Consider the following 24,872-nt stretch of genomic DNA (forward strand, 5'->3'; position numbering starts at 1 on the left):
ACCATCCCCCCTCGCCCGCTCAGCGCGGCGACCATCCCCCCTCGCCCGCTCAGCGCGGCGACCATCCCCCCTCGCCCGCTCAGCGCGGCGACCATTCCCCCCACGCCGAGTCGACGCGGCAACCATCCCCCCACGCCCGGTCAGCGCGGCGACCGTTCCTCCAGTGCCGTCCGCCAGGTGGGCCGTCTCCCCTCCTGCGCGCCTTCCGCACGTCGCCCGCCGCGGCCGAAGAAGTCCGCAAGCGGCAGGATCGCCGCACCGACCGTCACCGCGTCCGGACCGAGTCTGCCGAGCTCGATGGAGACCCGCTCGGCCGGATACCGCAGGGCGTAGGCCGTCGCGTGCCGGCGCACCGCCGGCAGGAACCGGGAGCCGAGTTGGAGACCCGCCCAGCCGCCGATCAGGATCCGCTCGGGCTGGAAGAGGTTGATCAGGTCGGACAGGCCCGCGCCCAGGTACTCGGCGGTCTCCTCCAGGAGGGCGAGCGCCACCGGGTCCGCCTCCACGCCGTCGGGCGGGTAGGCGGCGGCCAGCAGGGCGGTCAGCGCCGTCTCCTCGTCGGCACGCTCGGGGGGCCGCCCGCCCTGTTCGCGCCAGCGGTCGATGAGCGCCTCCGCACCCGCATACGCCTCCAGGCAGCCGAGGGCGCCGCAACGGCAGCGCCGCCCCCTCACCCGTACCGTCAGATGACCCCACTCCACGGCGCGCCCGCTGCCCGCCTCCTCGGTGACCAGGCAGGCTCCGACGCCGGAGCCGAAGAGGACCACGACCGCGCTGTGGGCGCCGCGCCCGGCGCCGAACCACATCTCGGCCTGGCCGAGGGTCCTGGCCCCGTTGTCGATGAAGTAGGGGACGGAGTCCGGGAGCCGGCACGTGGAGCGGAGCAGGGATTCCACCGGCACGGCGTCCCAGCCGATGGTCTGCCCGTGCACGACGGCGCCCTGCCCGGGGGTGCGGGCCACGATGCCGGGTACGCCGATGCCGACGCCCAGAAGCCGTTCGGGGGCGATGCCGGCGGCCGCCAGGACCTCCTCGATGCCGTCGCGGATGTGCCCGACGACGACCTCGACGTCGTACCGCTGGTGCTCCAACGCCCGGTCGGTCCGGGCGAGTTCGGTGAGGGCCAGATCGAACAGCTCGACGCGGACACGGGTCTCGCCGACATCGATGCCGATCATGTGCCCGCCGGCGGGCGCGACGCGCAGCAGGGTGCGCGGGCGGCCGCCGTCGGAGTCGACGCTGCCGGCCTCCTCCACCAGTTGGTCCGCGACCAGTTCGGTGACCACGTTGCTGATGGAGCCGGAGCTCAGACCGGTCGCCGGGCCCAGTTCGAACCGGCTCATCGGACCGTCGAAGTACAGCCGCCGCAGCACTTCGGCGCGATTGCCCCGGCGCAGGTCGCGTACCGTGCGCCCGTTCCGCCCCGCCATGTGACTCCTTCCGGCCCTGCCCGATCCGCACGATACTGCCGCGCCGCACCCCGGGCGCAGCCTTAACCTGCTTAAATCAGAACCTAATTTAAGGCATGATACCTGGGGCCGACCGGTCGATCTCCGCGCCTGCCGAGCGGGTCGTGGAACCCGGCCCCGACGAGCCCGCCTAATATCCGGGGCCGTGGCGAAGACATTTGAAGAGATTGTGGAGATGCAGCGGGCGGCGAGCGAGGCGGAGACAAAGGCGGCGGGGCTGCGTGAAATGTACGGCCCGCCCACCGCGAGCACATGGACCAAGCGGCAATCCGACATGTACGAAACCGCCGTCCGTGCCTGGCGGGACCTCGACCGCGACCTTCAGATCGAGATCGCCGAGTACGCGAAGCACCACGGCAGGGCACGAAGCGACGTCGAGGGCCAGGTGCGGGCCCAGGCGGGCACACCGGAGAAGGACGCCTAGCGGCCGCTCGTGGCGGGTCCGCCAAGTAAGTACGGTGGACGCGGGCCTGTTCGACTCGGGCCTGTTCGCCCCGTGTGCCGACGATCTCCGGCCGCTCCGGAAATCCATTGGTTCTGCCCGCTCCCCCGTCGCTAGCCTAGGCAGAAACCTAAGAGCCCTAGGTTCCATGGACCCGGGTTCAGCGTCGTTCCGCAGAAGGACTCATCATGAGGTCGCTCACCGAGCAGGACATCCGCAACGCGTTCATCAACTGCTCGAAGGGAGAGGCGAAGCGGCTGGCGGTGCCCCGCGACCTCGGCGAACGCCCCTGGGACGACCTGGATTTCCTGGGCTGGCGGGACCCGGGGGCACCCGACCGCAGCTGTCTCGTCACCGAACGCGCCGGCCGTCTCGTCGGCGTCGCGCTGCGCTTTCCGTCCTCGCAGCGCGGCTTTCTGCACCGGAGTATGTGCTCGCTCTGTCTCACCACGCACCCGGGCAACGGCGTCTCCCTGATGACGGCCCGCAAGGCGGGCGCGGCGGGACGCGAGGGGAATTCGGTCGGTGTCTACATGTGCACCGACCTCGCCTGCCCGCTGTACATACGCGGGAAGAAGGCGCCCGAGGCCGGTGGCCGTTTCGAGGAGAGCCTCACCCCGGAGCAGCAGATCTCCCGGATGATGGACAACCTGTACGCCTTCCTGGACAAGCTGCACGCCTGAGCCGAGCCGCGCGCCGGGCCCCGGCGCCTCGCGACCGCCCGGCGGCGAGGCGCCGGACCGTACACGGTGCCCCTTCCACGGTGACCCTTCCCACTCATACGTTCGATGCCCAGGTGGAGCGGGAAGAGCCATAGGGATGCGAGATGTGCGTGAGGCATGGGCGAGGGTCACCGCCCGGCTCGTGAAATGGCGGCAGGTGCCCGAGGTCGTCCAAGCGGTTCGTTCGACCGCGGCCGCGACCGTCGCCTACGTGGTCGCCGTGCGCCTCAGCCCCGAGCCTGCCCCGCTCACCGCGCCCCTGACAGCCCTCCTGGTGGTCCAGGTGACGCTGTACGCGACGCTCACCAACAGTGTGCGCCGGGTGAACTCCGTGGTGGCGGGCGTCGTCATCGCCATCGGTTTCAGCATCCTGGTCGGTCTGACCTGGTGGAGCCTGGCGCTGATCATCCTGGCCTCGCTCGCCGTCGGCCATGTCGTACGGGTCAGCGAGTACGTGCCCGAGGTGGCGATCAGCGCCATGCTGGTCCTCGGGGTGACCCAGGTCGGCAGCACGGCCTGGGCCCGGGTCCTGGAGACCGTCATCGGCGCGGTGGTCGGCCTGGGGACGAATCTGTTCTTCGCTCCGCCGGTGTGGGTGAGCACCGCCGGGGAGTCCATCGAGGATCTGGCACGCCGGATGCGGCAGCTGATGCTGCGCGTCGGCGAGCAGGCGGCGGGACGGGTCCCCGCGGCCCTGGCGACGGCACGGCTGTTCGAGGCGCGCCGGCTCGACCACGACATCGTCGAAGTGGACGCGGCGCTGCGGCAGGCCGAGGACAGTCTGAAGCTCAACCCCCGGGTCCGTGAGGGCCTGCTCCACCGGATCGTGCTGCGCACCGGTCTGGACACGCTGGAGATCTGCACCGTGGTGCTGCGGGTGATCGCCCGAAGCCTCGCCGACCTGGCGAAGCAACGCGAACCCGACCCGCTGTTCGAGCCGGAGACCGGGGCGGTGCTGGAGCGGCTGCTGTCCGAGATCGGCGACGCCGTGGTCAGCTTCGGGGTCCTCGTCACCACCGACGTCAGCCGCAGCGCGGAGTCCGCGGAGGAGCGGCTCGCCGAGGAACTGGTCACGGCGGGCGCGACCCGCGACAAGCTGGCCCAGTTGCTGCTGGAGAACGTGCAGCGGGACTCACAGCACTGGCATCTGCAGGGCGCCGTGCTGACCGAGGTCAACCGCATCCTGGACGAGCTGGACACCGAGCACCGCACCCGCCGTCTGCTGGAGGAGCTGGACCGCGTCGCCCTCGAGCAGCGCCAGCGGTACCCGCTTCTCACCAGGGTGCGGGAGCGCGTGCGGCGCCCGGGGCTCCCCCGGCTGCGCGATGTGCGCCGGGGCCGGAACCGTCCATGGCCGCCCGGTCGTTCCAGATGACGAGGGATGGACGGACCGAAAAGAGGGGGGCGCATGGACGCGGCGCGGATCGACGGGAACACACTGCTGCTGCCGGGGGGTGTACGAGTCCGGTTCATACGGACGCTGCGGCTGCCGGAGACGGGCACGCACCCGCTGCCGCCGGGGCTGGGCGAGTTTCCCGTCCGCCGGGTGGAGGACTACGCGCGGACGGTGCCCGACGAGTGGCGGGCGCGCGGCGGGGTGATGGTGCCGGTGTATCTGCGTGAGGCCCTGTGGCTGAGCTTCGGTGCGTCGGAACCGGCCGCCCTGCAGGTGGGTGTGGGCAAGGTGTGCGCGGTCTCCGGCAGGCCCTGGAGCTCCCGCCTCACCCGGAATCCGCAGAACTACGTGGTGCTGCCGCGCCAGCCGTGGCTCGACGGGATCAACTCCGGCCGGGGCACGGTCCGCCAGTTCGTGGCGGTGCCTCTGGGACTGGGGGCCACGGTCGAGGGACAGGTCACCGGCGAGGAGGTGTGGGGCGGCGTGCAGTTGCAGGCCTTCCCGCTGCGGGAGGCACCGCTGGCGAAGTGGCGTGAGGAGGAGCGGCGCAAGCGCGAGCAGGCCCTGGAGATCGCCAGGTCACGGGCGGGCTCGGGTCTGTACGGGGGCGCTCCGCCGGCCCCTGGCGCCGCGCCGGCGCCCGCCATGGCCCGGGCCGCGGGCGGTCCGCCGCCGAGCGCCCCCGCGATGGGACTGGGCGTCGGCGGCTCGATGCGCCAGGAGGTCTACCGGGACGACTGGCCGCGCGGCAGCTGGGCCAAGGAGCCGGCCGGGCGGGTGTTCGTGCATCTGGTGACGCCTCCGCAGTGGCGCCGGATCACGGGCGAGGCGCCCCCGCCGTCTCCGGTGGACCGTGCGGCGTACACCGAGGCGGGGCTGCCGTGGTTCGACTACTACGACCAGGACGGCGAGGACCTCGCGCCGACGGACACGCTCGGCGGAGTCAAGCCGGCCGGCGACTGGCTCGGCGACGACCACGAGCCGTGGCAGCAGCCGTCACCGCACCAGGTGAAGCCCCTGGGCGACGCGCCGGGCCGCCCGGTGCAGGACGGCGACTGGTAGACGAGGCGCCGTTGCGCTTTCCGCAACGCGCGTTGCCTTTCTTGCCTTTGACGGCCGGTACGGGCCATGGTGGCCGTCTCAGATGAGGTCGTCGACTCTCGAGGTGCGGGATGAGCAGGGGTGCGGACGGGACACGGGCTTCGTCCGGCAGGGGCTGGACCAGGCGTCGTTTCCTCGGCGCCGCCACGGCCGCGACCGCGATGGCCACGGTCCCGGCACCCGCGGCGCCTGGGCAGGCTGCGGACGCCCGCCGGCCGGCTCCGGCCGGCCCGCCCTCGGCGCCGCGCCGTTCCCTCGGCCCCCGCCCGTTGTTCCTCGGCACGTACACCTCCGCCGAGGGCGGCGGCCAGGGCATCGGCCTCGCGTCGTACGACCCGGAGAGCGGAAGGATCACCGGGTCGGGCACACTGAGCGGCGTGCCCGACCCCTCGTACCTCGCGGTGCATCCCGACGGGCGCACGCTCTACGCGGTCGACGAGCGACAGGACGGTTCGGTGACGGCCGTACGCCTGGACGGGCACAAGGTCCTCGGCGCCCGCGGCACGGGAGGGTCGGGCCCCTGTCATCTGTCGGTCCATCCGAGCGGCCGGTGGCTGCTCAGCGCCAACTACCTCTCGGGCAGCGTGACGGTGCACCCCATCGACCCCTCGGGCGCGCTGGGCGAGCGCACCGACCTCGTCGCGCACTCGAGCCCGCCACCGGGTCCGGGCCAGCAGGGGCCGCACGCCCATCAGTCCCTCACCGGCCCCGACGGTGACCATGTACTGGCCGTCGACCTGGGCACGGACACCGTCTACAGCTACCGTCTCGATCCCTCCCGGGGCACGCTCGTCGAGGTCTCCCGGGCGCGGACCCGGCCGGGCGCGGGGCCCCGGCATCTGACGTTCCACCCCGGCGGTCGCTTCGCCTACCTGGCGAACGAGGTCGACAACACGGCCGTCGTCTGCGCCTACGATCCCGGGACCGGGCGTCTCACCCCGGGTGAGCCCCAGTCCACGGGCACGGGCGGGGGAACGAGCTATCCGGCACAGTTCGTGGTGACGGCGGACGGGTCGTACGCCTACCTCGCCAACCGTGGCCACAACAGTGTGACCCGGTACGCCGTCGAGGCGGGCGGCGCCCGGCTGCGGCTGCTGGACACGGTGCCGGTGGGCGGTGACTTCCCGCGTCATATCTCGCTTTCCCCGGACGGGCGGCTGCTGTTCGCGGCGAACCAGCGGTCCGGCACGGTCAGTGTGTTCCACGTCGACCGTGCGAGCGGTGGGCTGCGGCCGGCGGGCGAGCCGTTCGCCTCACCTGTCGCCGTCTGTGCGCTGCCGCTGTAGCGTCCGGGGGCAGGCGGCCCGCTGGGCCTGCGCGAGCAGCACATGCATGCGCTCGGTCAGCTGGGCGGCGTCATCGGCGGGCCGGTGGAACGTCAGACGCACGTCGCCGTGGCCTCGGGCCCGCTCGATACGCAGGGTCAGCCCGTGGCGGTCGACGGCGAGCGGCTGGACGCGTACCGCGCCGTGCAGGCCCTCGGGCTCGACGAGACGGGTGAGCCGCTCGACCGCCTCGGGGTGGGCGTCGGCGAGATGGGTGAGCAGGCCGGCCTCGGCCGCGGCGAGCGGGTCGGGGCCGGCGGCCGCGTACTCGTCGGTGTCCACGGCGGCTACACCGTTCGCCCGGCGCAGCGCGATGCGCGTCGGCCGCAGGACCAGCTTTCCCTCGTCGGGCACGAACGACCCGGCGAGCCACAGCCGGGCGCGGATCCGGGACCGTACCGGGACCGGCGCGACATCGGCGAATTCCAGTACCGCGGACGGCTCTCCACGCGGGGCGCAGAGCGCGACGGCGTGCAGCGTGCTGTCCTCGGGCAGGTGCAGCAGTACTCGGCCGTCCGCCATGACGGTGTGTGCGCCGACGAGTTCCTCCCTGCCGCCTTCCGCGGTCACCGTGCAGGACCACGCCGTGGCCAGCACGGATCGGGCGCGCTCCGCCGCGGCGGGCGCGGCCGTCCAGGCATGACGGTCACCCATTCCCCAACCTCCTTAGGTAAGCCTTGCCTAACCTATCGGAGATCGGGGTGCGCGCCAACCAGCCCCAGGCATACAACGGACGTGGCCCCCGAACGGCTTCGGGGCGCGGCGACGGCGGCAGCCCCCCGCCCCCTCAGGAGGCGATGACACCCCACAACGCACGGGCGCACAGATCCCGCACCTGGTCACGGGTCAGGGTGGCTCCCCTCAGCCACTCCAGGCACACGGCCGTGGTGAAGGCCAGCCAGCCACGGACGGCGACCCTCACGCCGGGCCGCTCCAGGACGGCCGGGCCGAACTCGGGATCCGCCGCGAGCGCCGCCAGGATCTGCCGCTCCTGCGCTGCCAGTGACCGCTGGTAGACCTTCCGCACCGCCTGGTCTCCCGCCGCGTCCGCACGATGGAAGGCGCGGAAGCCGTGCGCGTGCTCCTCGACGTACGCAAGGAACGTGTCCAGCGAGGCGGCGAGTTGATCGCGCACCGGAACCCCGGGGACGGCCTCCGTCATCCGCAGCATCCGCTCGCTCTCGCGCTCCACGACCGCCGCGAAGAAGTCACGCTTGGTCGGGAAGTAGTGGTACAGCAGCCCGCGCGAGACCCCGGCGATCTCGGCGACCTGCTCGATCCACACCTCGTCGTAGGGGTTCTCCGAGAACAACCGCGCCCCGACCGCCAGGAGCTGCTCCCTGCGTTCCTCGGAGCTGAGCCGGCGGCGCGTGCGCTCCCCCTGGTTCGCGGCCATGACCGCACTCTACTTGACGCGGGTTCAACGACGGGACGAGACTGAAACCACTATTGAACCGACGTACAACATGCCACGTCGGCCCAGCTCGGCGCGGGCCCGACCTGCGTTGCTTCAAGGGAGATGGCGTCATGGCGGAGACGACGGCGACCGCGCTTCCAAGGGGTTTCCGTGGCGCGCAACTGGGCTGGCCGCAGCTGGACCGCATCCCTCACCCGCCGCACCGGCTCCCCTTCGTCGGCGATGTACTCGGCGCCGACCGCCGCCGGCCGTTGCAGGACTCGATGCGCTACGGCCGTCTGCTAGGACCGATCTTCCGGAGGAAGTACTTCAGCCGGGAGATCGTCTTCGTGTGGGGCGGGCGCCTCGCGGGCGATCTCGCCGACGAGTCGCGCTTCGCCAAGCATGTGGGCCTCGGGGTCGCCAATCTCCGGCCGGTCGCCGGGGACGGGCTGTTCACCGCGTACAACGACGAGCCCAACTGGCAGCTGGCCCACGACATCCTGGCCCCCGGCTTCAGCCGGGAGGCGATGGCGGGCTACCACCCGATGATGCTGGACGTGGCCGAGCGGCTGCTGGACCGCTGGGACGTGGAACAGGCCGGGGGGCGGCCCGTGGACGTGCCCGGGGACATGACCAAGCTGACGCTGGAGACCATCGCCCGGACCGGTTTCGGCCATGACTTCGGCTCCTTCGAGCGCTCCCGGCCGCATCCCTTCGTGACCGCCATGGTCGGCACGCTGACGTTCGCACAGCGCCGCAACGTGGTCCCCAGGCCGCTGAGTTCACTGCTGCTGCGGGGCGCCGCCCGGCGCAACGAGGTGGACATGGCCTATCTGAACCGCACGGTGGACGAGCTCGTACGCGCCCGGCGCACCGGCGCCGGCAGTGGCGACCTGCTCGACCGGATGCTGGAGACCGCGCATCCGGAGACCGGGGAACGGCTGGCGCCCGAGAACGTCCGCCGACAGGTGATCACCTTCCTGGTGGCCGGGCACGAGACGACCTCGGGGGCGCTCTCCTTCGCCCTGCACTATCTCTCCCGGCACCCGGATGTCGCCGCCCGCGCCCGGGAGGAAGTGGACCGGGTGTGGGGTGACGTCGCCCGGCCCGGCTACGAGCAGGTCGCCAGGCTGCGGTATGTGCGCCGGGTCCTCGACGAATCCCTGCGCCTGTGGCCGACCGCCCCCGCCTACGCGCGGGAGGCGCGGGACGACACGGTGCTGGATGGCGTCCATCCGATGCGCCGGGGCGCCTGGACGCTGGTCCTGACGCCCCTGCTGCACCGGGATCCGGAGGTGTGGGGCGCGAACGCCGAGCGGTTCGACCCGGACCGGTTCGAGGCGGGCGCGGTACGGGCGCGCGCCGCGCACACCTTCAAGCCGTTCGGGACGGGGGCGCGGGCCTGCATCGGGCGGCAGTTCGCGCTGCACGAGGCGACGCTGGTGCTGGGGCTCCTGCTGCGCCGCTACGAGCTGCGGCCGGACCCGGCCTACCGGCTGCGGGTCGCGGAGCGGTTGACGGTGATCCCGGAGGGGCTGCGGCTGCACCTCGACGGGCGGGCCGCCCCGCCACGTACCCCTGCGGCCCTCCCCGACACACCGTCAGAGGTGTGCTGTCCAGTGACCGGGGCGCGCGACTGACGCCGGGAGCCTGGTGCCCGCGCTGCCCCGGGCCGCGTTGATCTGGGGCTGGGTCACAAAGAGGGCGCCGGTCAGATCGGCGTCGGTGAGGTCCGCGTCGCGCAGGTCGGCGCCGATGAGATCGACGTCGCGCAGATCGGCACCCGTGAGGTCGGCGGCTATGAGGTAGGCGCCGCGCAGACTGGCGCCCCGCAGATCGGCGCCCCTCAGACGGGCGCCGATGAGGTCGGCGCCCCGCCGGTCCTTGGTGCGGCGCCCCGCACCCGACCGCACCAGGTCACTGGCGCGCAGCAGCAGCACGTTGACCTCCTGCCGGTGCGCCGCCACGTCCAGCCGCCCCAGTTCTTCCGGGGTCTGCCGGGTGAGCCGCTCGGTCTTCTCCAGCATGCGGCGGAGGTCGGCGTGGACCGGCCGGGCGGCGGGCAGGGTGAGCGCCTCGGTCACGTACCACAGCAGTTCATGGAGTTGGCGCACCACGGGGAACACGTCGAACATCCGCCGTGCGTGCTCCGGGCGGCCCGACCTCCAGTCCTGCCCACCGAAGGTGACCTGGGAGACCTTCTGTCCGGCGCCGAAGCAGTCGTAGACCGTGCAGCCGGAGAAGCCGCGCTGCCGCAGCTGGGTGTGGACGCCGCAGCGGAAGTCGTCCCGGAGGTTCCGGCAGGCGGTGCCTGCGTCCTTGTCGATGGCGAAGTCGGCCGAGCGGGCGAAGGGCAGCGCGACACAGCACAGCGCGAAGCAGCGGCTGCAATCGGCGCGCAGGTCGGAGGGGCCGGCTGGGGTGGCGTGCATGACGTTCACCCTAACGACCCCGGTCATTGCGGCAGAAACCCGTTTCGGAGGGCCCCGGCGGTTCCACGGGCCTGACAGGACGCCGAACCGGCCGTTCCACGCCGGCTCACATCCAGTCGCCGGGACCGGGGTCACCGCCCGCCGACACCGTGGCGAGCCGGTCGACATAGTGCACCCAGCCCTCCTCGTGCGCGGCGCACGCCTCCGGGGAGGGCAGATCCCGGTGGACCAGGCGCAGCAGGGTGGCTGCGGCGACGGGCTCAAGGGTGATCTCGACGGTGGTCGAGCCGGGCGGCACGGGCACCCCGCCCTTCGCCCAGCCCCAGGTGAAGACCAGCCGGGTGGGAGGGTCGATCTCGACGAAACGGCCCTCCGCGACGTTCTCACCGGTGACGGTCGTCCGATAGGCGCCACCGGGCTCGAAGGCGAACTCGCCGTCCTTGCCCGCGCGTTTGGCCGAGAGGTTGGGCTGCGGCTGCGGCGCTGTGCGACGGCACCATCGTCTTCGACGACACCGGCGAACTGCTTCCGGATGGAAGGGCGGTGCCTCCGCTGCGCGCGTGGCGGAACGGACCGGGGTCCGACGCCGCGTGTCAGGCCGCCGGTGCCGCGAGGCCCAGGCGCTCCAGCCGCTCGGGGTCCGACAGGATGTAGATGCCGGTGACCCTGCCGCCCACGACGGTGATGCCCATGACCGACATGAGCCGGCCCTCGGGCGCCGTGACCAGCCCGATCGCGCCATTGACCAGGGCGAGCCGGGCGTGTGGGGAGTACTGCCGGAACATGAGCGCCCCCTTCGCCACGGACGTCGCGCCGCGCACCACCTTGGACGCGGCCACGCCGGAGACCAGGGGGCCGGAGTCGGCCCGCAGCACGACATCCGGGTCGAGGACGGCGACCAGGGCGTCGAAGTCACCCGCGCGCGAGGCCGCGAGGAACGCCTCCACCGCCTCACGCTGCCGTCCCGGATCCGGATCGGACGCGGGCTCCGCGCTCTGCACCCGGCGGCGGGCGCGGCTGGCGAGCTGCCGGGTCGCGGTGGACGTGCGCGCCACGATGGGAGCGATGTCGTCGAAGGGCACGGCGAACATGTCGTGCAGGACGAAGGCCAGTCGCTCGGCGGGCTCCAGCGTCTCCAGGACGACGAGGAGGGCAAGCCCGACCGAGTCGGCGAGCAGCACCTCCTGTTCGGGATCGACGCGCTCCAAGGGCGTGACGACGGGGTCCGGGACGAAGGTGTCGGCCATGGGTTCCTCGCGGCGTGCCGCGCGGGAGCGCAGCATGTCCAGGCAGATCCGGCCGACCACGGTGGTGAGCCAGCCGGCCAGGTTCGTCACCTCGCTCACATCGGAGCGGCTCAGCCTCAGCCAGGTCTCCTGCACCGCGTCCTCGGCCTCGCCCAGTGAGCCGAGCATCCGGTAGGCAACGGCTCTGAGGTGCCCCCGCTGTGTCTGGAAGCGTTCGGCCAGCAGTTCCTTGTCGTCCATCGATCCCCGTTTCGAGAAGCCGTCTGCGTGGGTTGCGGAGACGACGGAAGCACGGCTTCGACTCCCCGTCGTAGCCGTGACCGGCTAGCGGCCGAAAAGCTCGAACGCCACGGCCGGTTTGCCACCGAACCGCTCGCTCACCGCCGCGGCATGGGAGGTCAGGAAGGACCGTGCGTACGTCTCCGGGTCCTGATCGGTCAACGCCTCGATGTACGTGCGGTGTTCCCGCAGCGACCGCACCGCGCGCTCCAGGCCCGGCGCCGCCTCCACGGCGTGGGTCGGCGTCGAGGAACCGGCGACGGCGACCCAGCGGACGCCGTTCCAGGGCTCGAGGCACCGCGCCGCCAGTTCCGGGAAGATCCATCGATTGCCGGCGTCTGCCGCCGCGTCGGGTGTTCCAGGCCATCTTGCCCCAGGTGCGCGGTGGCTGAGGGGGAGGGCCGGCTCGGGGCGGTGCCGGCGGATCGCCGCCGCGATGTCCCGGCGCAGCGCGACGCCGTACTCGACGACACCGTCACGGTGGCCGAGGAACTCGACCGTGGACACGCCCACCACCGCGGCGCTCGCCCGCTGCTCCCGCTCGCGCGGCGGTCCGCGCACGGCGGGCTCCAGCGAGTCGATGCCCGCCTCACCGCGCGTCGCAAGCACATACGCGATCTCTCGGCCGCCGTCGGTCCATCCGGCGGTCGCCGCCGCGCAGCCGTACTCGAGGTCGTCGGGGTGGGCGACGACTGCGAGGGCGCGCCGCCAGTCCTCCGGGCATGGGTTCGAGCTGGTCGTTCCGCGGCTCCGTCATGGCCGCAGACTAGCGGCGCCTGCGCCGCGGCCGGTGCGGAGTACGAGGAGCCGCCCGCGCATCGGGGGCGCGGGCAGACGCCGCACCCGGTCCTCGGGTCAGGCCTCGTCCCGCGTCAGCGCCAGCAGACGGTCGAGGACGCGGGGGCCGCCCGCGCGGACGCCGTCGTGTTCGAACTCGTCCGTCACCCAGGTCCGCAGTCCGCGGATCGAGCGGGCCGTCTCCAGGGCGTGTGCGGTGTCGACGTACATGTCGTCGTGGTAGATCGCCGCGGCCACCGGCACCTCGTTGGCGGCGAGGCGGGCAGGGTCGTACAGCGGCGTCCAGTCGGTGCGCTCGGCCAGCAGGTGCGCGGTCTCGCGCAGCGGGCGCAGCGCCGGGTCGGTTTCGAACATCCACGGGTGCACGGATTCACCGGTGAACAGCACCGGGCCGTCGCCCGCCAGCGCCTTCGCCGCGTCGAACTGCGGGAACCGCGCCCGGACCCGCTCCGCCGACCAGGCGGTGGGGCGGCCGTCCTGGCCGTAGATCGCCTCGTGGACGAGCGCGTACAGGGGGTGGCCCGCGTACGACAGAAGAGCCTGTACCTCCTCCTGGAAGGAGTCCGAGAGCGTGAGGCCCTGCGCGGTGCGCACGAAGGCGTTCTCGAGGAGGAAGTGGAGGCGGTGGCTGCCCTCGCCGCCGCCGAGGAGAATGCCGAGCGACTGGAACGCCTCGACGGTGAGCCGGTAGCCGCCGTTCAGCACGGGCTCGTGCCGGAGCACGTACTCGGCGATACGGCGGGCGCGTTCCACATCCTGCGGGTAGCGCGTGTAGTGGGCGGCGACCTTGCGTTCGATGCGGGGGTACGCGGCCCGGTACACGTCGTCCGCGTGCGCGTCCAGGGAGGGCAGCCCACCGGTGATCACGGCGGCGCGCAGGCCCTCGGGGGCCGTCGAGAGGTAGTTCACGGTGCAGAAGCCGCCGAAGCTCTGCCCGAGGACGGTCCATAGGGCGCCGCCGGTGAGCCGGTGACGGACGGCCTCGCAGTCGCGGACGATGGAGTCGGCACGGAAGCGGGTGAGGTAGTCCGCCTGCTCACGAGGCCCTCCGCGCAGCGGGAGCGTCTGGCGGTTGGCGGGCGTGGAGGCGCCGGTGCCCCGCTGGTCCAGGAGGAGGACGCGGTACTCCTCCAGGGCGCGGCCCAGCCAGGCCTGCTTTCCGATGAAGCGGTTCGCCCCGAAGCCCGGCCCGCCCTGGAGGTAGACCAGCCAGGGCAGGTCGGCGTCCGCCTTGTCGCTCGCGACGACCTCTCGTGCATACAGCTCGATCGTCTCCCCGTCGGGGGTGTCGTGGTCGAGGGGCACGGTGAAGCGCCGGTCGGTGAGGACGACACCGGGCTGGCGGTAGCTGAGAGTCAACGGGGCTCCAGAGACGGATGGGGGCAGGCTGCGCCCCAGTTCAGCACATGGTCCGGCGGCGGTGCCCGGGGACCGGGGAGCGCTTACTGAACGGCCGCTCAGCCGGCGGCGGGCTCCCGTACGGCAGCGTCTCTGATCAGCCAAGCGATCCCTTGTGAACCGTAAGGTCTGACAAGGGTTCTGCCCACCTGGGCGGGGACGCATGAGCCTGCCTTACGGGAGCGCTTCAGCGGGCCGCCAGGCTGGAGCGGCGCACCACCAGTTCCGGCTGGAGCACCACCCGCCGGTGCTCGTGCCGGCCGTTCGCCGGCCCCGCCTCGGTCTCCTCCAGCAGAGGCTCCGCGGCCGGCGCGCCCAGGGTGACGGCGGGCTGCGCGGGACGGAGGCGTGATCGGCGCGGCGGAGGTGACCGCCGATGTGATGCGGACGGTGTTCGAGACGAACGTGTTCGGCCTGGTCCGCGTCGCCCACGCCTTCCTGCCGCTGCTGCGAGGTCGGCCGACGCCCCCGTGGTGGTCGTCGGCAGCGGCCTCGCGTCGCTGAGCAGGGTCACCGCCGAGGGCACGCCCGCACAGGGCTATCCGGGGGTCGCCTACCCGGCGTCGAAGGCGGCGGTCAACACGGCCGCGGTGCACTACGCGAAGGCGTTCCCGGAGATGCGGATCAACGCGGTGGAACCCGGCTACACGGCCACGGACCTGAACCACCACACCGGCACGCAGACCGTCGAGCAGGCTGCCGAGATCATCGTCCGCATGGCTCAGCCGGGCCCGGACGGCCCGACCGGGGGTTACTTCGACGCGGAGGGCCCTCTTCCCTGGTGAGGACGTAGGTAGACCTAGGTGACGGCGGGCGCGGCGATGTGCGGGCCGGGAGCGCGCGAGGCGACACGGCGCCGTGGGGCGGGCCCTCCCCTCACCGGGCCACGCCGGCGGATTACCCTGCACCCGTCCCACGGCCGACCCGAGGAGCCGCGATGCGCGTCGCTCTGTTCCTGACCTGTGTCAACGACACGCTCTATCCGGACACCGGGCGTGCCGTGGTGAGACTTCTGACCAGGCTGGGCGTCGAGGTCGACTTTCCGCCGGCGCAGACCTGTTGCGGCCAGGCCCACTACAACACCGGTTACCGGCATGACGCCGAGCCGCTCGCGGTGCGGTTCTCCGATGTGTTCCGGGACTATGAGGCGATCGTGACCCCGTCCGGGTCCTGCGGGGCGATGGTGCGGGAGCTGTATCCGCGGATGGGTGAGCGGGCGCGGGCCGAGGGCCGCGGGGACACCCTCGCGGCCACGGTGGCGCCCGTCGCCGCGAAGACCTACGAGCTCACCGAGTTTCTGGTGGACGTGCTGGGGGTGACGGACGTGGGGGCGTACTACCCGCATCCGGTGACCTACCACCCGACGTGCCACGGCCTGCGAAGCCTCCGGCTCGGCGACCGCCCGGTGCGGCTGCTGCGAGCCGTCAAGGGACTGGAGCTGATCGAGTTGCCGGGCGCCGAGGAGTGCTGCGGCTTCGGCGGCACCTTCGCCGTGAAGAACGCCGACGTCTCCTCGGCCATGGGCATCGACAAGGTACGCAACGCCGAGTCCACGGGCGCGGAGGTGCTCTGCGCGGCCGACAACTCCTGCCTCATGCACATCGGCGGCACGATGACACGACTGCGCGTCGGCATGCGGCCGGTGCACATCGCGGAGATCCTGGCGAGCACGGAGGAGGAACCGCTGGTATGAGCATCGTCGACCGGGTGAGGGGGCGCAGCGCATGAGCGGAACGTTCGTCGGGATGCCGGCCTTCCCCGAGGCCGCCCGGAAAGCCGTCGCCGACCGGACGCTTCGCGGGAACCTGCGTCACGCCACGCACACCATTCGCGCCAAGCGGGCCAGGGCCGTCTCGGAGGTGTCCGACTGGGCGGCACTGCGGGAGGCGGGCAAGCGGATCAAGGACCACACGCTGCGTCATCTCGACCGCTACCTGGTGCAGTTGGAGGAGGCGGTCACAGCGGCCGGGGGCACCGTCCACTGGGCCGCGGACGCGGACGAGGCGAACCGGATCGTCGCCGAACTGGTGAAGGCGACCGGCGAGTCGGAGGTCGTGAAGGTCAAGTCCATGGCCACGCAGGAGATCGGCCTGAACGAGGCGCTCGGGGCCGCGGGGATCCGGGCGTACGAGACCGATCTCGCCGAACTGATCGTGCAGTTGGGCGGGGACCGGCCGTCGCACATCCTGGTCCCGGCCATCCACCGCAACCGTCGCGAGATCCGGGACATCTTCCGCTCCGAGATGGGCGCGTGGGGCCGCCCGGCTCCCGAGGATCTCACCGACTCGCCCGCCGAACTCGCGGAGGCGGCACGGCTGCACCTGCGCGAGAAGTTCCTGCGGGCCAAGGTCGCCGTCTCCGGTGCGAACTTCATGGTGGCGGAGACGGGCACGCTCGTGGTGGTCGAGTCCGAGGGCAACGGGCGGATGTGCCTCACCCTGCCCGAGACGCTGATCTCGGTCGTCGGCATCGAGAAGATCGTGCCGACCTGGCGGGACCTGGAGGTGTTCCTTCAGACGCTGCCCCGCTCCTCGACGGCCGAGCGCATGAACCCCTACACGAGCATGTGGACGGGCACCACGGGCTACGACACGGCGGACGGCCCCCGGACCTTCCATCTGGTCCTGCTGGACAACGGGCGCACCGACACGCTCGCCGACCAGGTCGGCCGTCAGGCCCTGCGCTGTATCCGCTGCTCGGCGTGTCTCAACGTCTGCCCGGTGTACGAGCGGGCGGGCGGCCACGCCTACGGCTCGGTGTACCCGGGGCCGATCGGCGCCATCCTCAGCCCTCAACTGCGGGGAACCGGAAGCGAGATCGACGCCTCGCTGCCCTACGCCTCGTCGCTGTGCGGCGCCTGTTACGACGTCTGCCCGGTCGCCATCGACATTCCGGAGGTGCTGGTGCATCTGCGGGAGCGGGTCGTGCAGGGCGGTCCCGTGACACGGGCGGGCAACAAGGTGGTGCTGAAGCCGGCGAAGGGACACGCCGCCGAGCGGGCGGCGATGCGGGCGGCACGCTGGGCGTTGAGCCACCCAGGGGCACTGCGCGCGGGCCAGCGCCTGGCGTCGCGCTCACGCCGCTTCCACCCGCGGACGCTGCCGGGCCCCGGCAGGGCGTGGAGCGCGAGCCGGGACCTGCCGGTGCTGCCCGCGGAACCGTTCCGCGACTGGTGGCAGCGTACGCACGGAGGGAAGGAGGCGAGGTGAGCGGCAGCAGGGAGCTGATCCTGGGCCGGGTGCGGCGCGCGCTGGCGGACGTGCCCGAGGACGACACGCCGTACGAGCAGGCCGTTCCCCGGGACTATCGGGAGCGGCACGGCGAGCGCACCCCGGCGGAGACGGTGGATCTGCTCGCGGAGAACCTCGCGGACTACCGGGCCGTCGTGCACCGCACGAGCGCCCCGGGCCTGCCGTCGGTCCTTGCCGGTATCCTCGCGGCGCGGGGCGCGCGGACCGTGCTGGTGCCGGCGGGACTGCCGTCGCACTGGCTCACGGGCGTCGAGCAGGTACCCGACCGGGCGGAGAGCACCCCGTACGAACTCGACCGTGTCGACAGCGTGGTCACCGGCTGCGCGGTCGCGATCGCCGAGACCGGCACCCTGGTGCTGGACGGCTCGCCGGACCAGGGGCGCCGCCGTATCACCCTGGTGCCCGATCACCACATCTGTGTCGTACGCGTTCCGGACCAGGTCGTGTCGTCCGTGCCCCAGGCCCTGCGGCGGCTCGCCCCGGCACGCCCGATGACCTGGATCTCCGGGCCGTCCGCGACCAGTGACATCGAACTGGAGCGCGTCGAGGGGGTGCATGGCCCGCGCACCCTGGAGGTGGTGCTGATGAGCGAGGCGTGACCAGGGCCGTTAGCGTGAGGGAATGATCCGGTTCGAGCAGGTCACCAAGCGGTATCCGGACGGTACGACGGCCGTGGGCGGCCTGTCCTTCGAGATCGCCGAGGGCGAGCTGGTCACGTTCGTCGGACCGTCCGGCTGCGGCAAGACGACCACGATGATGATGGTCAACCGGCTGATCGAGCCCACCTCGGGACGGATCTTCGTGGGTGGCGAGGACGTCGCGACCGTCGACCCGGTGCGGCTTCGGCGCCGGATCGGCTATGTGATCCAGCAGGTCGGGCTGTTCCCGCACCGGACCGTGCTGGACAACACCGCGACCGTGCCGTACCTGCTCGGCTGGAAGAAGGCGAGGGCGCGGGCGCGCGCGGCCGAGCTGCTCGACCTGGTGGGTCTGGACCCGAAGACTTACGGGCCGCGCTACCCGGACCAGTTGTCCGGCGGTCAGCGGCAACGGGTGGGAGTGGCACGGGCGCTGGCCGCGGATCCGCCGGTGCTGCTGATGGACGAACCGTTCGGGGCGGTCGACCCGGTGGTGCGGGAGCAGTTGCAGGAGGAGTTCCTGCGGATGCAGACGGCCGTGCGCAAGACGGTGCTGCTGGTCACGCACGACATCGAGGAGGCGGTCCGGCTCGGCGACCGGATCGCGGTGTACGGGCAGGGGCGCATCGAGCAGTTCGACACGCCCGGGGCGGTACTGGGCACGCCCGCGACACCGCGCGTCGCCGAGTTCGTGGGGGCGGACCGGGGCCTGAAGCGGCTGTCGGTGACCGCGATCGAGCCTAGCGATCTCGAGCAGCCGCCGGTCGCACGGCTCGACGAGCCCGCCGGGCGGGCGGCGGCCCGGCTGCGCGCACAGGGGGCACGCTGGGCGGTCGTGCTGGACACCGCCGGCGATCTGCACGGCTGGGCGGGCGTCGACGAGCTCGCCGGGGGCGGCCTGGTTGGGGACCACGCACACCGGATGAGCTCCTGGGTGGTGGTGGGCGCCCCGCTCAAACAGGCGTTCGGGGTGATGCTCCAGCACGATGCCGGCTGGGTGGCGGTGCTGGCCGGGACACGGTTCCTGGGAGTCCTGACACCGGCCAAGCTCCATGAGGCCCTGCGCCGCTCGGTGGACGCGGAGGCGCGGGGCGTCTCGCGGCGGGAGGTGCCGTACGAGTCGGTGGCCGACGCGTGACGGAGCCCCGCCGTGGGCGCGTCCGGTCGGCAGGGAGCGTCCGACTCCGTCACTTCAGCAGGCCCTTGCCCTCGAGATAGGCACGGGCGACGTCCCCCGGAAGCCGCCGCCGGCTGTCGACCTGCTCGTTCATCGACGCCAGATCCCGGGTGGTGAGAACGGAGTTGAGGGCACCGAGCGCCTTGCCGACGCGTGCGCCGCCCGCGCGGGAGCGGCCCACGACCGGGACGACGTGGTCCGCGTTCTGCAGATGTCTGTCGTCGGCAAGCAGGACGAGGCCGAACGCGTCGAGGGTCGCGTCCGTTGTGGTGGTCAGCACCATCTGGTCCCGTCCGCTCTGCACGGCCCGCTTGGCCTGGGTGGTACCCACGCCCTTGGGGTCGACAGCGATGACGTCGATGCCGTAGACCTTCCTCAACCCCGGTGCGCAGTACGGTCGTCGCACGCACTCGTCGCCTGCCGCGAGCCGCACCTTCAGGCCGGATCCGCCGAGGTCGCTCAGCGTCCTCAGGCGGTGCTCACGGGCGTACGCCCGGGTCACCGCGAAGGCGTTCCGGTCGACCGCCCGGCCGGGGTCGAGGACGGCGAGACCACGGGGCGCCGCCAGTCTGCGCAGGGCCTTCATCGTGGTGTCGAGATCAGGCGAGCCGACGGGAGGGGCGTCGGGGCCGTTGGTCCTGGCGTTGAGCCAGTCCGCGAAGGTGGCCGCGAACTCGGGGACGACGTCGATCCGCCCGGATTCCAGGGCGGGTTCGTACAGCTCGCGGTTGGCGACGGTGATCAGGGACGTCGTGAAGCCGGCGTGTTCCAGCAGCAGTGCGTACATATGGGCGAGCAGGTCGCTCTCGGTGAAGCCGGCGGAGCCGACGGTCAGATGCCTGCTGTCGCCGGGCGACGCGGTGACCCGGCCGCGCGTCTCCAGGGACGGGCCCCTGGCACAGCCGACGACGAGGAGCAGGACCGCGGCCGCCGCGTACCGTCTCATCGTGAGCCTCCGGCCCGCGGCCGGACCAGCCGCTCGACGGACTCGAAGACACCTTCGACGATCAGTGCCAGCACCGCGACGAGCAGCGCCCCGGCCACGACCTGCGGCGTGCTCGCCAGATTGAAACCCGCGGTGATGATCCGGCCGAGCCCGCCTCCCCCCGCGAGCGCGGCGAGGGTGGCGGTCGCGACGAGCTGTACGGCGGCGATCCGCACCCCGTTCAGAATCATCGGGAGCGACAGCGGAAGTTCCACCCGGAGCAGCGTCTGCCGGCCGGTCATCCCCATCCCCCGTGCTGCCCGCACCACACTGCGGTCGACGTCGCGCATGCCGACGTAGGCGTTGGTGAGCAGAGGCGGAACGGCGAACAGGACGAGGGCTGCCACGGTGGGCCCCTGTCCCCAGCGGCCGACCGGGGTGAGCAGCAGAAGCACCAGCACGGCGAAGGTGGGGACGGCACGGCCGGCGTTGGAGAGGTTGACGGCGAGCGCGCCGCCCCTGCCGAGGTGCCCGAGGACAAGAGCGACCGGCAGGGCGATCGCACAGCTGATGATCAGACAGCCGAGGGTGAGGAGGACGTGCTGCGCCAGCCGGTGCCCGATGCCGTCGTCTCCCGCCCAGTGGACGGGGTCGACGAGCCAGTGCCAGGTCTCGCGCAGTGTCCTCATCCCTGTGCCGCCCTCGCCCAGGGGGTGATCAGCCGCTGGACGCCGAGCAGCAGCAGATCGGCGGCCACGGCGATCAGCACACACAGCACGGACGCGGTCAGCACCTGTGCCTTGAAGTAGGTGTTCATGCCCGCGTAGATCAGGTTTCCCAGTCCGCCGAAGCCGACGATCGCCCCGACGGTGACCAGGGAGATCGCGGAGACCGTGGCGATACGGAGCCCGGCCATGGCGGCGGGCAGCGCGAGCGGGAGTTCCACGGTGAGCAGCAGCCGGATCGGTCCGTATCCCATGCCGTGGGCGGCCCGCCGGGTCTCCTCGGGGACGGCGCGCAGTCCCGCGAGGAGGTTCCGGACGAGCAGGGTGAGCGAGTACAGGACGAGACCGGCGACCACCAGGGTGGGTGACAGCCCGTACAGGGGCAGCAGCAGCGAGAACATCGCCAGGGACGGAATGGTGTACAGGATCGTGGTGACGGCGAGGACGGGCCCGGCGATCCCGGCCCAGCGGCGCGCCAGCAGGGCCAGGGGCACGGCGATGACGAGAGCGATGAGCACGGAGGCCGCGGTCAGTTGCAGATGCTGGGCCACCGCGTCGAGGAGGATGTGGCGGCGGGTGCGCAGATACGCGCCGCAGATCCACTCGTTGCGGGCGAGGCAGTCGTCCCGGGGCACGGTCACGCGTCCATTGCACCGGGTGGGCGAGGAGGCCCGCAGGTCGTGCTCGCCCGTCCGGGGTGCGGCGGCGGGCGTCGTCGCACAGAGGTTCCCCGGCCGGGACCGAGCCCCGGGTGATCGCCGGCTTCGTCGACGGGTCCGGTCAGGAGCCGTCGCCGGAGGGGTGGCCCTCGGCGGTGTTGCGGTTGGCGTTAAGGCTCGGTGTGATCGGGTCGCCCGCCCCGCCCCCGGCGCCCGGGGAGGTGTCGGTGTCGTCCTCGAGTTCCTGCTGCTTCGCCTCCTCGAGCAGCTCTTCGGTGGCGGTACGGGTCGGCTTCTTGCGCCAGGTCAGGCGCCGCAGAAGAGTACGCATGGCGCGCGGGTACCCGTAGATCGGCCGTCCAGGCGGGGCGATCACGGTGCGGCCGTCACATACGAGGGCCGGGAGATGGGCCTTCGGTCACGCGTGGCGGTGCCCGTTCAGCGCTCGTGCCGCCACCTTCAGGTCCGAGACGAGACCTGCGTACGCGGCCTCCCGGTCGTCGGCGCGCAGGATCGCCGAAGGGTGCGCGGTCGCGACGACGTACTGTTCCTCGTCGGTGCCGGGCAGCGGCAGCAGGCTCCCCCGGTCCTTGGTCACCCGGAACGAGCCGCCGAGCAGCGCCTTGCCCGCGGTGGCGCCGAGGGCCACCACGACCTCCGGGTGGACCAGGTCCAGTTCCGCGCGCAGCCACGGCTTGCAGGCGCTCAGCTCGCGCAGGCTCGGCGCCTTGTGGATGCGCCGCTTGCCGCGTTCGGGGACGACGGTGAACTTGAAGTGCTTGACCGCGTTGGTGACGTATGCCGTGCCGCGTGCGATGCCCGCCTCCTCCAGCGCCTTGTCCAGCAGGCGTCCGGCCGGTCCGACGAAGGGCTCGCCCTGCCGGTCCTCCTGGTCGCCGGGCTGCTCTCCGACCAGCACGACCCGGGCCGAGGTGTCCCCCTTGCCGAAGACGGTCTGGGTCGCGTTCTCGTACAGGGGGCAGCCCCGGCAGTCCGCGGCCGCGTGCCGGTATGCGGCCAGCCCTCCTTCGTCCGGCAGGAAGGGGGTCGCGTCATAGGCATTCGCCCGGGCGTCGTCGGTACGGCTCATGCTCACCTCCGGGCCCGCTGTGCCGGCCCGGTCCTCGGGGTACCCCTTCCCCCGGCTCGCACACATGCGACAGGCCTTGTCCGGGACCGGTCAAGAATCTCCGGTCAATAACCTTTCGATTCCCTTCCGTTGTCCCGTGCCCGGCGTGTTTCAAATACCCTCCCACGGATAGTCCGGAAGGAGCGGAGCACTGCCCAGCCGTTCCCGGGAGGGTTCGGCAGTGAGCCCGCCGCAAACGGCCGTCCGGTCGACGACTCGCCGAGCCGGACGGCCGGATGCGGTCCCCCCGCGGGGGCGGAACCGCACAGTGTGGATGGGGGCCGGTGAAGGAGCGGCCCGGTCAGAGGATATCCGCGAGCGCCTCTTCGCGTACGCGCGCGCAGCAGCCGCTGAGCAGACGCGAGACATGCATCTGGGAAATACCGAGTTGGTCCGCTATGCGGCTCTGGGTCATCCCGCGGAAGTACCGCAGATAGAGGATGGTGCGCTCACGCTCCGGCAACGACCGCAGACACGGCTTGACGGCCTCACGGTCGACGATCAGGTCGTATCCGGCGTCGGCGTCGCCCAGGGCGTCACCCAGTGCGTATCCGTCGTCGCTGCCCGAGACCTCGGCGTCCAGGGAGAGGGCGGTGAAACTGTCCATGGCCTCCAGGCCCACCCGGACGTCCTCTTCGCTGAGGTGGGCGTGCCCGGCGATCTCCGCGACCGTGGGGCCGTGCCCGGGGGTCTCCTGGGATATCTCCTTGACCGCCACCCGTACCCGATTGCGCAGGTCCTGGACCCGGCGGGGCACATGCAACACCCACATGTGATCACGGAAGTGCCGCTTGATCTCGCCGGTGATGGTGGGGATGGCGTAGCTCTCGAAGGCGTAGCCCCGGGCCGGGTCGTAGCGGTCGACCGCCTTGACCAGGCCCAGGGCCGCTACCTGGCAGAGGTCCTCGACCGACTCACCCCGCCCTCGGTAGCGCCGGGCGATGCGATCGGCCATCGGCAGCCAGGACCGGACGATCTCGTCGCGCAGTGTCCGGCGCTCGGGCCCCTCGGGCAGCTCACACAGACGCGCGAAGGCGTCGGTGGTGTCGGGGGCGTCATCATGGGGGTGCTGCTTCGACTTCACCGTGATGCGCATGGTGCTTTCAACTCCCTCAGGGGGCTGACTGGGCAGTCACCGTGGGAAGGCGCACTCACAGACCGCAGGGAAGACACACTCCCGGGATCTCTGGGCCAGTTTCCACGGAGGTGCCTACCTGTCCGAAGCACTCATTACGAGCCATTCCCGCAATCTCCGATGCCAAACCATTCATGAGAAACGTTTCATGGGTCGCCGATGGTGACTGCCGGCAATTCCGTCGTTCCGAAAAGTGACAGGGAGGAGCGCTGGAGTGGGAAAGTAGGCGAGGGAGCGGAATTTTATCGGACGGGGAATTACCCGGGAATTTGTTGCCCCCCATCGGAGGGACGTCCGGTGGCGGGAACCAGCCAGAGTGTGGCGAGCGGGGGAAGCGTGAGGCGAATACCGTGCCCCGGGCCGACCCCGGGCGTCACGGGGCCGGCGTTGTGGACGTCGCTGCCGCCGTAGCGGGCCGCGTCGGTGTTGAGGACCTCGTGCCACGCCGGCACGTCGTTTGGCACGTCCAGGCGGTAGTGGTGGCGGACGACCGGCGAGAAGTTGGACACGGCGAGCAGGGGTCTGCCCTCGGCGTCGAAGCGCAGAAACGCGAACACGTTGTCATCGGCCGCGTCGCAGACCACCCAGCGAAAGCCCGAGGGCCGGGGGTCGCACTGCCACAGGGACGGGGTGCGCAAGTAGAGCGCGTTCAGTTCGCGGACCAGGTCGCGCACGCCCCGGTGGTCGGCCGCGGCGCCGTAGCCCGTGTCCAGCAGCCACCAGTCGGGGCCGTGCGCCTCGGACCATTCGGAGCCCTGGGCGAACTCCTGTCCCATGAAGAGGAGTTGTTTGCCCGGGTGGGACCACATGAAGCCGAGGTAGGCGCGGAGGTTGGCGCGCTGCTGCCACCAGTCGCCGGGCATCTTCGACACCAGCGACCGCTTGCCGTGTACCACCTCGTCATGGGAGATGGGCAGCACATAGTTCTCGCTGTAGGCGTAGACCATCGGGAACGTCATCTCGTGGTGGTGGTACTTGCGGTGCACCGGGTCTTTGGACACATAGACCAGCGAGTCGTGCATCCAGCCCATGTTCCACTTCAGGCCGAAGCCGAGTCCGCCGTGGTCGGTGGACCGGGTGACACCGTCCCAGGCCGTGGACTCCTCGGCGATCGTGATCACGCCGGGACAGCGGCGGTAGACCGTGGCGTTCATCTCCTGGAGGAAGGCCACGGCGTCCAGGTTCTCCCGGCCGCCGTGCTCGTTCGGCCGCCACTGGCCGTACT

Annotated in this window: 23 protein-coding genes and 5 pseudogenes; 12 read left to right on the plus strand and 16 right to left on the minus strand. The window is 71.8% G+C overall.

The genetic code is table 11. The features are described 5' to 3' along the window. Nucleotides 1–140: 140 nt before the first annotated feature. Nucleotides 141–1,430 carry an ROK family transcriptional regulator gene (locus ABZ876_RS38395; RefSeq protein WP_361790843.1) on the minus strand — a complete coding sequence of 430 codons (1,290 nt, stop codon included), beginning with the start codon at nucleotides 1,428–1,430 and terminating at the stop codon, nucleotides 141–143. A 184-nt stretch (nucleotides 1,431–1,614) separates the two neighbouring features. Between ABZ876_RS38395 and ABZ876_RS38400 the strand changes: the two genes are divergently transcribed. The 5 genes from ABZ876_RS38400 to ABZ876_RS38420 all read left to right on the plus strand — a co-directional run bounded on the left by ABZ876_RS38400 (nucleotide 1,615) and on the right by ABZ876_RS38420 (nucleotide 6,416). After that, nucleotides 1,615–1,893 carry a hypothetical protein gene (locus tag ABZ876_RS38400; protein ID WP_361790846.1) on the plus strand — a complete coding sequence of 93 codons (279 nt, stop codon included), beginning with the start codon at nucleotides 1,615–1,617 and terminating at the stop codon, nucleotides 1,891–1,893. A gap of 206 nt (nucleotides 1,894–2,099) precedes the next feature. Further along, a complete protein-coding gene (locus tag ABZ876_RS38405; RefSeq protein ID WP_361790849.1) occupies nucleotides 2,100–2,594 on the plus strand; it encodes an FBP domain-containing protein in 495 nt (164 codons plus the stop codon). 136 nt (nucleotides 2,595–2,730) lie between these two features. Then, nucleotides 2,731–4,008, plus strand: a complete 1,278-nt coding sequence (locus ABZ876_RS38410; RefSeq protein WP_361790852.1) for an FUSC family protein — start codon at nucleotides 2,731–2,733, stop codon at nucleotides 4,006–4,008. 33 nt (nucleotides 4,009–4,041) lie between these two features. Beyond that, nucleotides 4,042–5,091 carry a hypothetical protein gene (locus tag ABZ876_RS38415; protein ID WP_361790855.1) on the plus strand — a complete coding sequence of 350 codons (1,050 nt, stop codon included), beginning with the start codon at nucleotides 4,042–4,044 and terminating at the stop codon, nucleotides 5,089–5,091. A gap of 110 nt (nucleotides 5,092–5,201) precedes the next feature. Further along, on the plus strand, nucleotides 5,202–6,416 hold the full coding sequence (locus ABZ876_RS38420; protein ID WP_361790858.1) for a lactonase family protein: 1,215 nt from the start codon (nucleotides 5,202–5,204) through the stop codon (nucleotides 6,414–6,416). Here the strand turns inward: ABZ876_RS38420 and ABZ876_RS38425 are convergent. Continuing rightward, nucleotides 6,384–7,109, minus strand: a complete 726-nt coding sequence (locus ABZ876_RS38425) for a DUF2470 domain-containing protein (protein WP_361790861.1) — start codon at nucleotides 7,107–7,109, stop codon at nucleotides 6,384–6,386. The genes ABZ876_RS38420 and ABZ876_RS38425 overlap by 33 nt on opposite strands. Before the next feature lie 133 nt (nucleotides 7,110–7,242). Continuing rightward, nucleotides 7,243–7,851, minus strand: a complete 609-nt coding sequence (locus tag ABZ876_RS38430) for a helix-turn-helix domain-containing protein (protein WP_361790864.1) — start codon at nucleotides 7,849–7,851, stop codon at nucleotides 7,243–7,245. 131 nt (nucleotides 7,852–7,982) lie between these two features. On the opposite strand from ABZ876_RS38430, the gene ABZ876_RS38435 reads away from it, so the two are divergent. Continuing rightward, the gene (locus tag ABZ876_RS38435) at nucleotides 7,983–9,494 is read left to right on the plus strand and encodes a cytochrome P450 (RefSeq protein ID WP_361790867.1); all 1,512 of its coding nucleotides are present in this window, start codon (nucleotides 7,983–7,985) and stop codon (nucleotides 9,492–9,494) included. On the opposite strand, the gene ABZ876_RS38440 is transcribed toward ABZ876_RS38435, so the two are convergent. Then, on the minus strand, nucleotides 9,456–10,286 hold the full coding sequence (locus ABZ876_RS38440) for a pentapeptide repeat-containing protein (RefSeq protein WP_361790870.1): 831 nt from the start codon (nucleotides 10,284–10,286) through the stop codon (nucleotides 9,456–9,458). The genes ABZ876_RS38435 and ABZ876_RS38440 overlap by 39 nt on opposite strands. A gap of 106 nt (nucleotides 10,287–10,392) precedes the next feature. Next, nucleotides 10,393–10,716 (minus strand): annotated as a pseudogene (locus ABZ876_RS38445) (SRPBCC family protein); the annotation flags it as partial. 29 nt (nucleotides 10,717–10,745) lie between these two features. On the opposite strand from ABZ876_RS38445, the pseudogene ABZ876_RS38450 reads away from it, so the two are divergent. Further along, nucleotides 10,746–10,940: pseudogene (locus tag ABZ876_RS38450) on the plus strand (DUF5999 family protein); the annotation flags it as partial. On the opposite strand, the gene sigJ reads toward ABZ876_RS38450, so the two are convergent. From sigJ to ABZ876_RS38470, 4 genes and pseudogenes are all read right to left on the minus strand, one after another. After that, entirely contained in the window at nucleotides 10,880–11,773 is an 894-nt protein-coding gene (sigJ, locus tag ABZ876_RS38455) for an RNA polymerase sigma factor SigJ (RefSeq protein ID WP_361790873.1), read from the minus strand. The pseudogene ABZ876_RS38450 and the gene sigJ overlap by 61 nt on opposite strands. Nucleotides 11,774–11,857: 84 nt before the next feature. Continuing rightward, nucleotides 11,858–12,569, minus strand: a pseudogene (locus ABZ876_RS38460) (PIG-L family deacetylase). Between the two features lie 98 nt (nucleotides 12,570–12,667). Next, entirely contained in the window at nucleotides 12,668–13,969 is a 1,302-nt protein-coding gene (locus ABZ876_RS38465) for an alpha/beta fold hydrolase (protein WP_361790876.1), read from the minus strand. Between the two features lie 226 nt (nucleotides 13,970–14,195). Next, nucleotides 14,196–14,342: pseudogene (locus ABZ876_RS38470) on the minus strand (LacI family transcriptional regulator); the annotation flags it as partial. 5 nt (nucleotides 14,343–14,347) lie between these two features. Between ABZ876_RS38470 and ABZ876_RS38475 the strand changes: the two are divergent. The 5 genes and pseudogenes from ABZ876_RS38475 to ABZ876_RS38495 form a co-directional block, all read left to right on the plus strand. Further along, a pseudogene (locus ABZ876_RS38475) lies at nucleotides 14,348–14,793 on the plus strand (SDR family NAD(P)-dependent oxidoreductase); the annotation flags it as partial. 152 nt (nucleotides 14,794–14,945) lie between these two features. Beyond that, the gene (locus ABZ876_RS38480; RefSeq protein WP_361790879.1) at nucleotides 14,946–15,701 is read left to right on the plus strand and encodes a (Fe-S)-binding protein; all 756 of its coding nucleotides are present in this window, start codon (nucleotides 14,946–14,948) and stop codon (nucleotides 15,699–15,701) included. A gap of 31 nt (nucleotides 15,702–15,732) precedes the next feature. Further along, nucleotides 15,733–17,217 (plus strand): LutB/LldF family L-lactate oxidation iron-sulfur protein, encoded by a 1,485-nt coding sequence (locus tag ABZ876_RS38485; protein ID WP_361790882.1) that lies wholly within the window; start codon nucleotides 15,733–15,735, stop codon nucleotides 17,215–17,217. After that, nucleotides 17,214–17,858, plus strand: coding sequence for a lactate utilization protein C (locus tag ABZ876_RS38490; RefSeq protein WP_361790885.1), 645 nt, complete (start codon nucleotides 17,214–17,216; stop codon nucleotides 17,856–17,858). Before ABZ876_RS38485 ends, ABZ876_RS38490 begins: the two co-directional genes overlap by 4 nt. 22 nt (nucleotides 17,859–17,880) lie before the next feature. Further along, nucleotides 17,881–19,035 carry a betaine/proline/choline family ABC transporter ATP-binding protein gene (locus ABZ876_RS38495; RefSeq protein ID WP_361790888.1) on the plus strand — a complete coding sequence of 385 codons (1,155 nt, stop codon included), beginning with the start codon at nucleotides 17,881–17,883 and terminating at the stop codon, nucleotides 19,033–19,035. A gap of 49 nt (nucleotides 19,036–19,084) precedes the next feature. On the opposite strand, the gene ABZ876_RS38500 is transcribed toward ABZ876_RS38495, so the two are convergent. The 7 genes from ABZ876_RS38500 to ABZ876_RS38530 all read right to left on the minus strand — a co-directional run. Continuing rightward, complete coding sequence (locus ABZ876_RS38500; protein WP_361790891.1) at nucleotides 19,085–20,020, minus strand: ABC transporter substrate-binding protein; 936 nt, start codon at nucleotides 20,018–20,020, stop codon at nucleotides 19,085–19,087. Further along, nucleotides 20,017–20,688, minus strand: coding sequence for an ABC transporter permease (locus tag ABZ876_RS38505; protein WP_361790894.1), 672 nt, complete (start codon nucleotides 20,686–20,688; stop codon nucleotides 20,017–20,019). The genes ABZ876_RS38500 and ABZ876_RS38505 overlap by 4 nt, the downstream gene beginning before the upstream one ends. Further along, nucleotides 20,685–21,365, minus strand: a complete 681-nt coding sequence (locus ABZ876_RS38510; protein ID WP_361790897.1) for an ABC transporter permease — start codon at nucleotides 21,363–21,365, stop codon at nucleotides 20,685–20,687. The genes ABZ876_RS38505 and ABZ876_RS38510 overlap by 4 nt, the downstream gene beginning before the upstream one ends. A 139-nt stretch (nucleotides 21,366–21,504) precedes the next feature. Beyond that, nucleotides 21,505–21,714 (minus strand): hypothetical protein, encoded by a 210-nt coding sequence (locus tag ABZ876_RS38515; RefSeq protein ID WP_361790900.1) that lies wholly within the window; start codon nucleotides 21,712–21,714, stop codon nucleotides 21,505–21,507. A gap of 87 nt (nucleotides 21,715–21,801) precedes the next feature. Beyond that, nucleotides 21,802–22,473 (minus strand): UdgX family uracil-DNA binding protein, encoded by a 672-nt coding sequence (locus ABZ876_RS38520; protein WP_361790903.1) that lies wholly within the window; start codon nucleotides 22,471–22,473, stop codon nucleotides 21,802–21,804. Between the two features lie 340 nt (nucleotides 22,474–22,813). Continuing rightward, on the minus strand, nucleotides 22,814–23,608 hold the full coding sequence (locus ABZ876_RS38525; RefSeq protein ID WP_361790906.1) for a SigB/SigF/SigG family RNA polymerase sigma factor: 795 nt from the start codon (nucleotides 23,606–23,608) through the stop codon (nucleotides 22,814–22,816). 296 nt (nucleotides 23,609–23,904) lie between these two features. Further along, nucleotides 23,905–24,872: alpha amylase C-terminal domain-containing protein (locus ABZ876_RS38530; protein WP_361790909.1), on the minus strand; the 968-nt coding region annotated here is incomplete at its 5' end.

It is taken from the genome of Streptomyces sp. NPDC046931 (genome assembly GCF_040644655.1).
Taxonomy (GTDB): Bacteria; Actinomycetota; Actinomycetes; order Streptomycetales; family Streptomycetaceae; genus Streptomyces.

Bases quoted from the DNA above. Each gene is read 5' to 3' on its own strand.
- ABZ876_RS38520 (WP_361790903.1), bottom strand. From the start codon at position 22,473: ATGAGCCGTACCGACGACGCCCGGGCGAATGCCTATGACGCGACCCCC.
- ABZ876_RS38485 (WP_361790882.1), top strand. From the start codon at position 15,733: ATGAGCGGAACGTTCGTCGGGATGCCGGCCTTCCCCGAGGCCGCCCGG.
- ABZ876_RS38425 (WP_361790861.1), bottom strand. From the start codon at position 7,109: ATGGGTGACCGTCATGCCTGGACGGCCGCGCCCGCCGCGGCGGAGCGC.
- ABZ876_RS38440 (WP_361790870.1), bottom strand. From the start codon at position 10,286: ATGCACGCCACCCCAGCCGGCCCCTCCGACCTGCGCGCCGATTGCAGC.
- sigJ (WP_361790873.1), bottom strand. From the start codon at position 11,773: ATGGACGACAAGGAACTGCTGGCCGAACGCTTCCAGACACAGCGGGGG.
- ABZ876_RS38415 (WP_361790855.1), top strand. From the start codon at position 4,042: ATGGACGCGGCGCGGATCGACGGGAACACACTGCTGCTGCCGGGGGGT.
- ABZ876_RS38420 (WP_361790858.1), top strand. From the start codon at position 5,202: ATGAGCAGGGGTGCGGACGGGACACGGGCTTCGTCCGGCAGGGGCTGG.
- ABZ876_RS38525 (WP_361790906.1), bottom strand. From the start codon at position 23,608: ATGCGCATCACGGTGAAGTCGAAGCAGCACCCCCATGATGACGCCCCC.
- ABZ876_RS38515 (WP_361790900.1), bottom strand. From the start codon at position 21,714: ATGCGTACTCTTCTGCGGCGCCTGACCTGGCGCAAGAAGCCGACCCGT.
- ABZ876_RS38495 (WP_361790888.1), top strand. From the start codon at position 17,881: ATGATCCGGTTCGAGCAGGTCACCAAGCGGTATCCGGACGGTACGACG.
- ABZ876_RS38430 (WP_361790864.1), bottom strand. From the start codon at position 7,851: ATGGCCGCGAACCAGGGGGAGCGCACGCGCCGCCGGCTCAGCTCCGAG.
- ABZ876_RS38395 (WP_361790843.1), bottom strand. From the start codon at position 1,430: ATGGCGGGGCGGAACGGGCGCACGGTACGCGACCTGCGCCGGGGCAAT.
- ABZ876_RS38500 (WP_361790891.1), bottom strand. From the start codon at position 20,020: ATGAGACGGTACGCGGCGGCCGCGGTCCTGCTCCTCGTCGTCGGCTGT.
- ABZ876_RS38405 (WP_361790849.1), top strand. From the start codon at position 2,100: ATGAGGTCGCTCACCGAGCAGGACATCCGCAACGCGTTCATCAACTGC.
- ABZ876_RS38505 (WP_361790894.1), bottom strand. From the start codon at position 20,688: ATGAGGACACTGCGCGAGACCTGGCACTGGCTCGTCGACCCCGTCCAC.
- ABZ876_RS38410 (WP_361790852.1), top strand. From the start codon at position 2,731: ATGCGAGATGTGCGTGAGGCATGGGCGAGGGTCACCGCCCGGCTCGTG.
- ABZ876_RS38480 (WP_361790879.1), top strand. From the start codon at position 14,946: ATGCGCGTCGCTCTGTTCCTGACCTGTGTCAACGACACGCTCTATCCG.
- ABZ876_RS38435 (WP_361790867.1), top strand. From the start codon at position 7,983: ATGGCGGAGACGACGGCGACCGCGCTTCCAAGGGGTTTCCGTGGCGCG.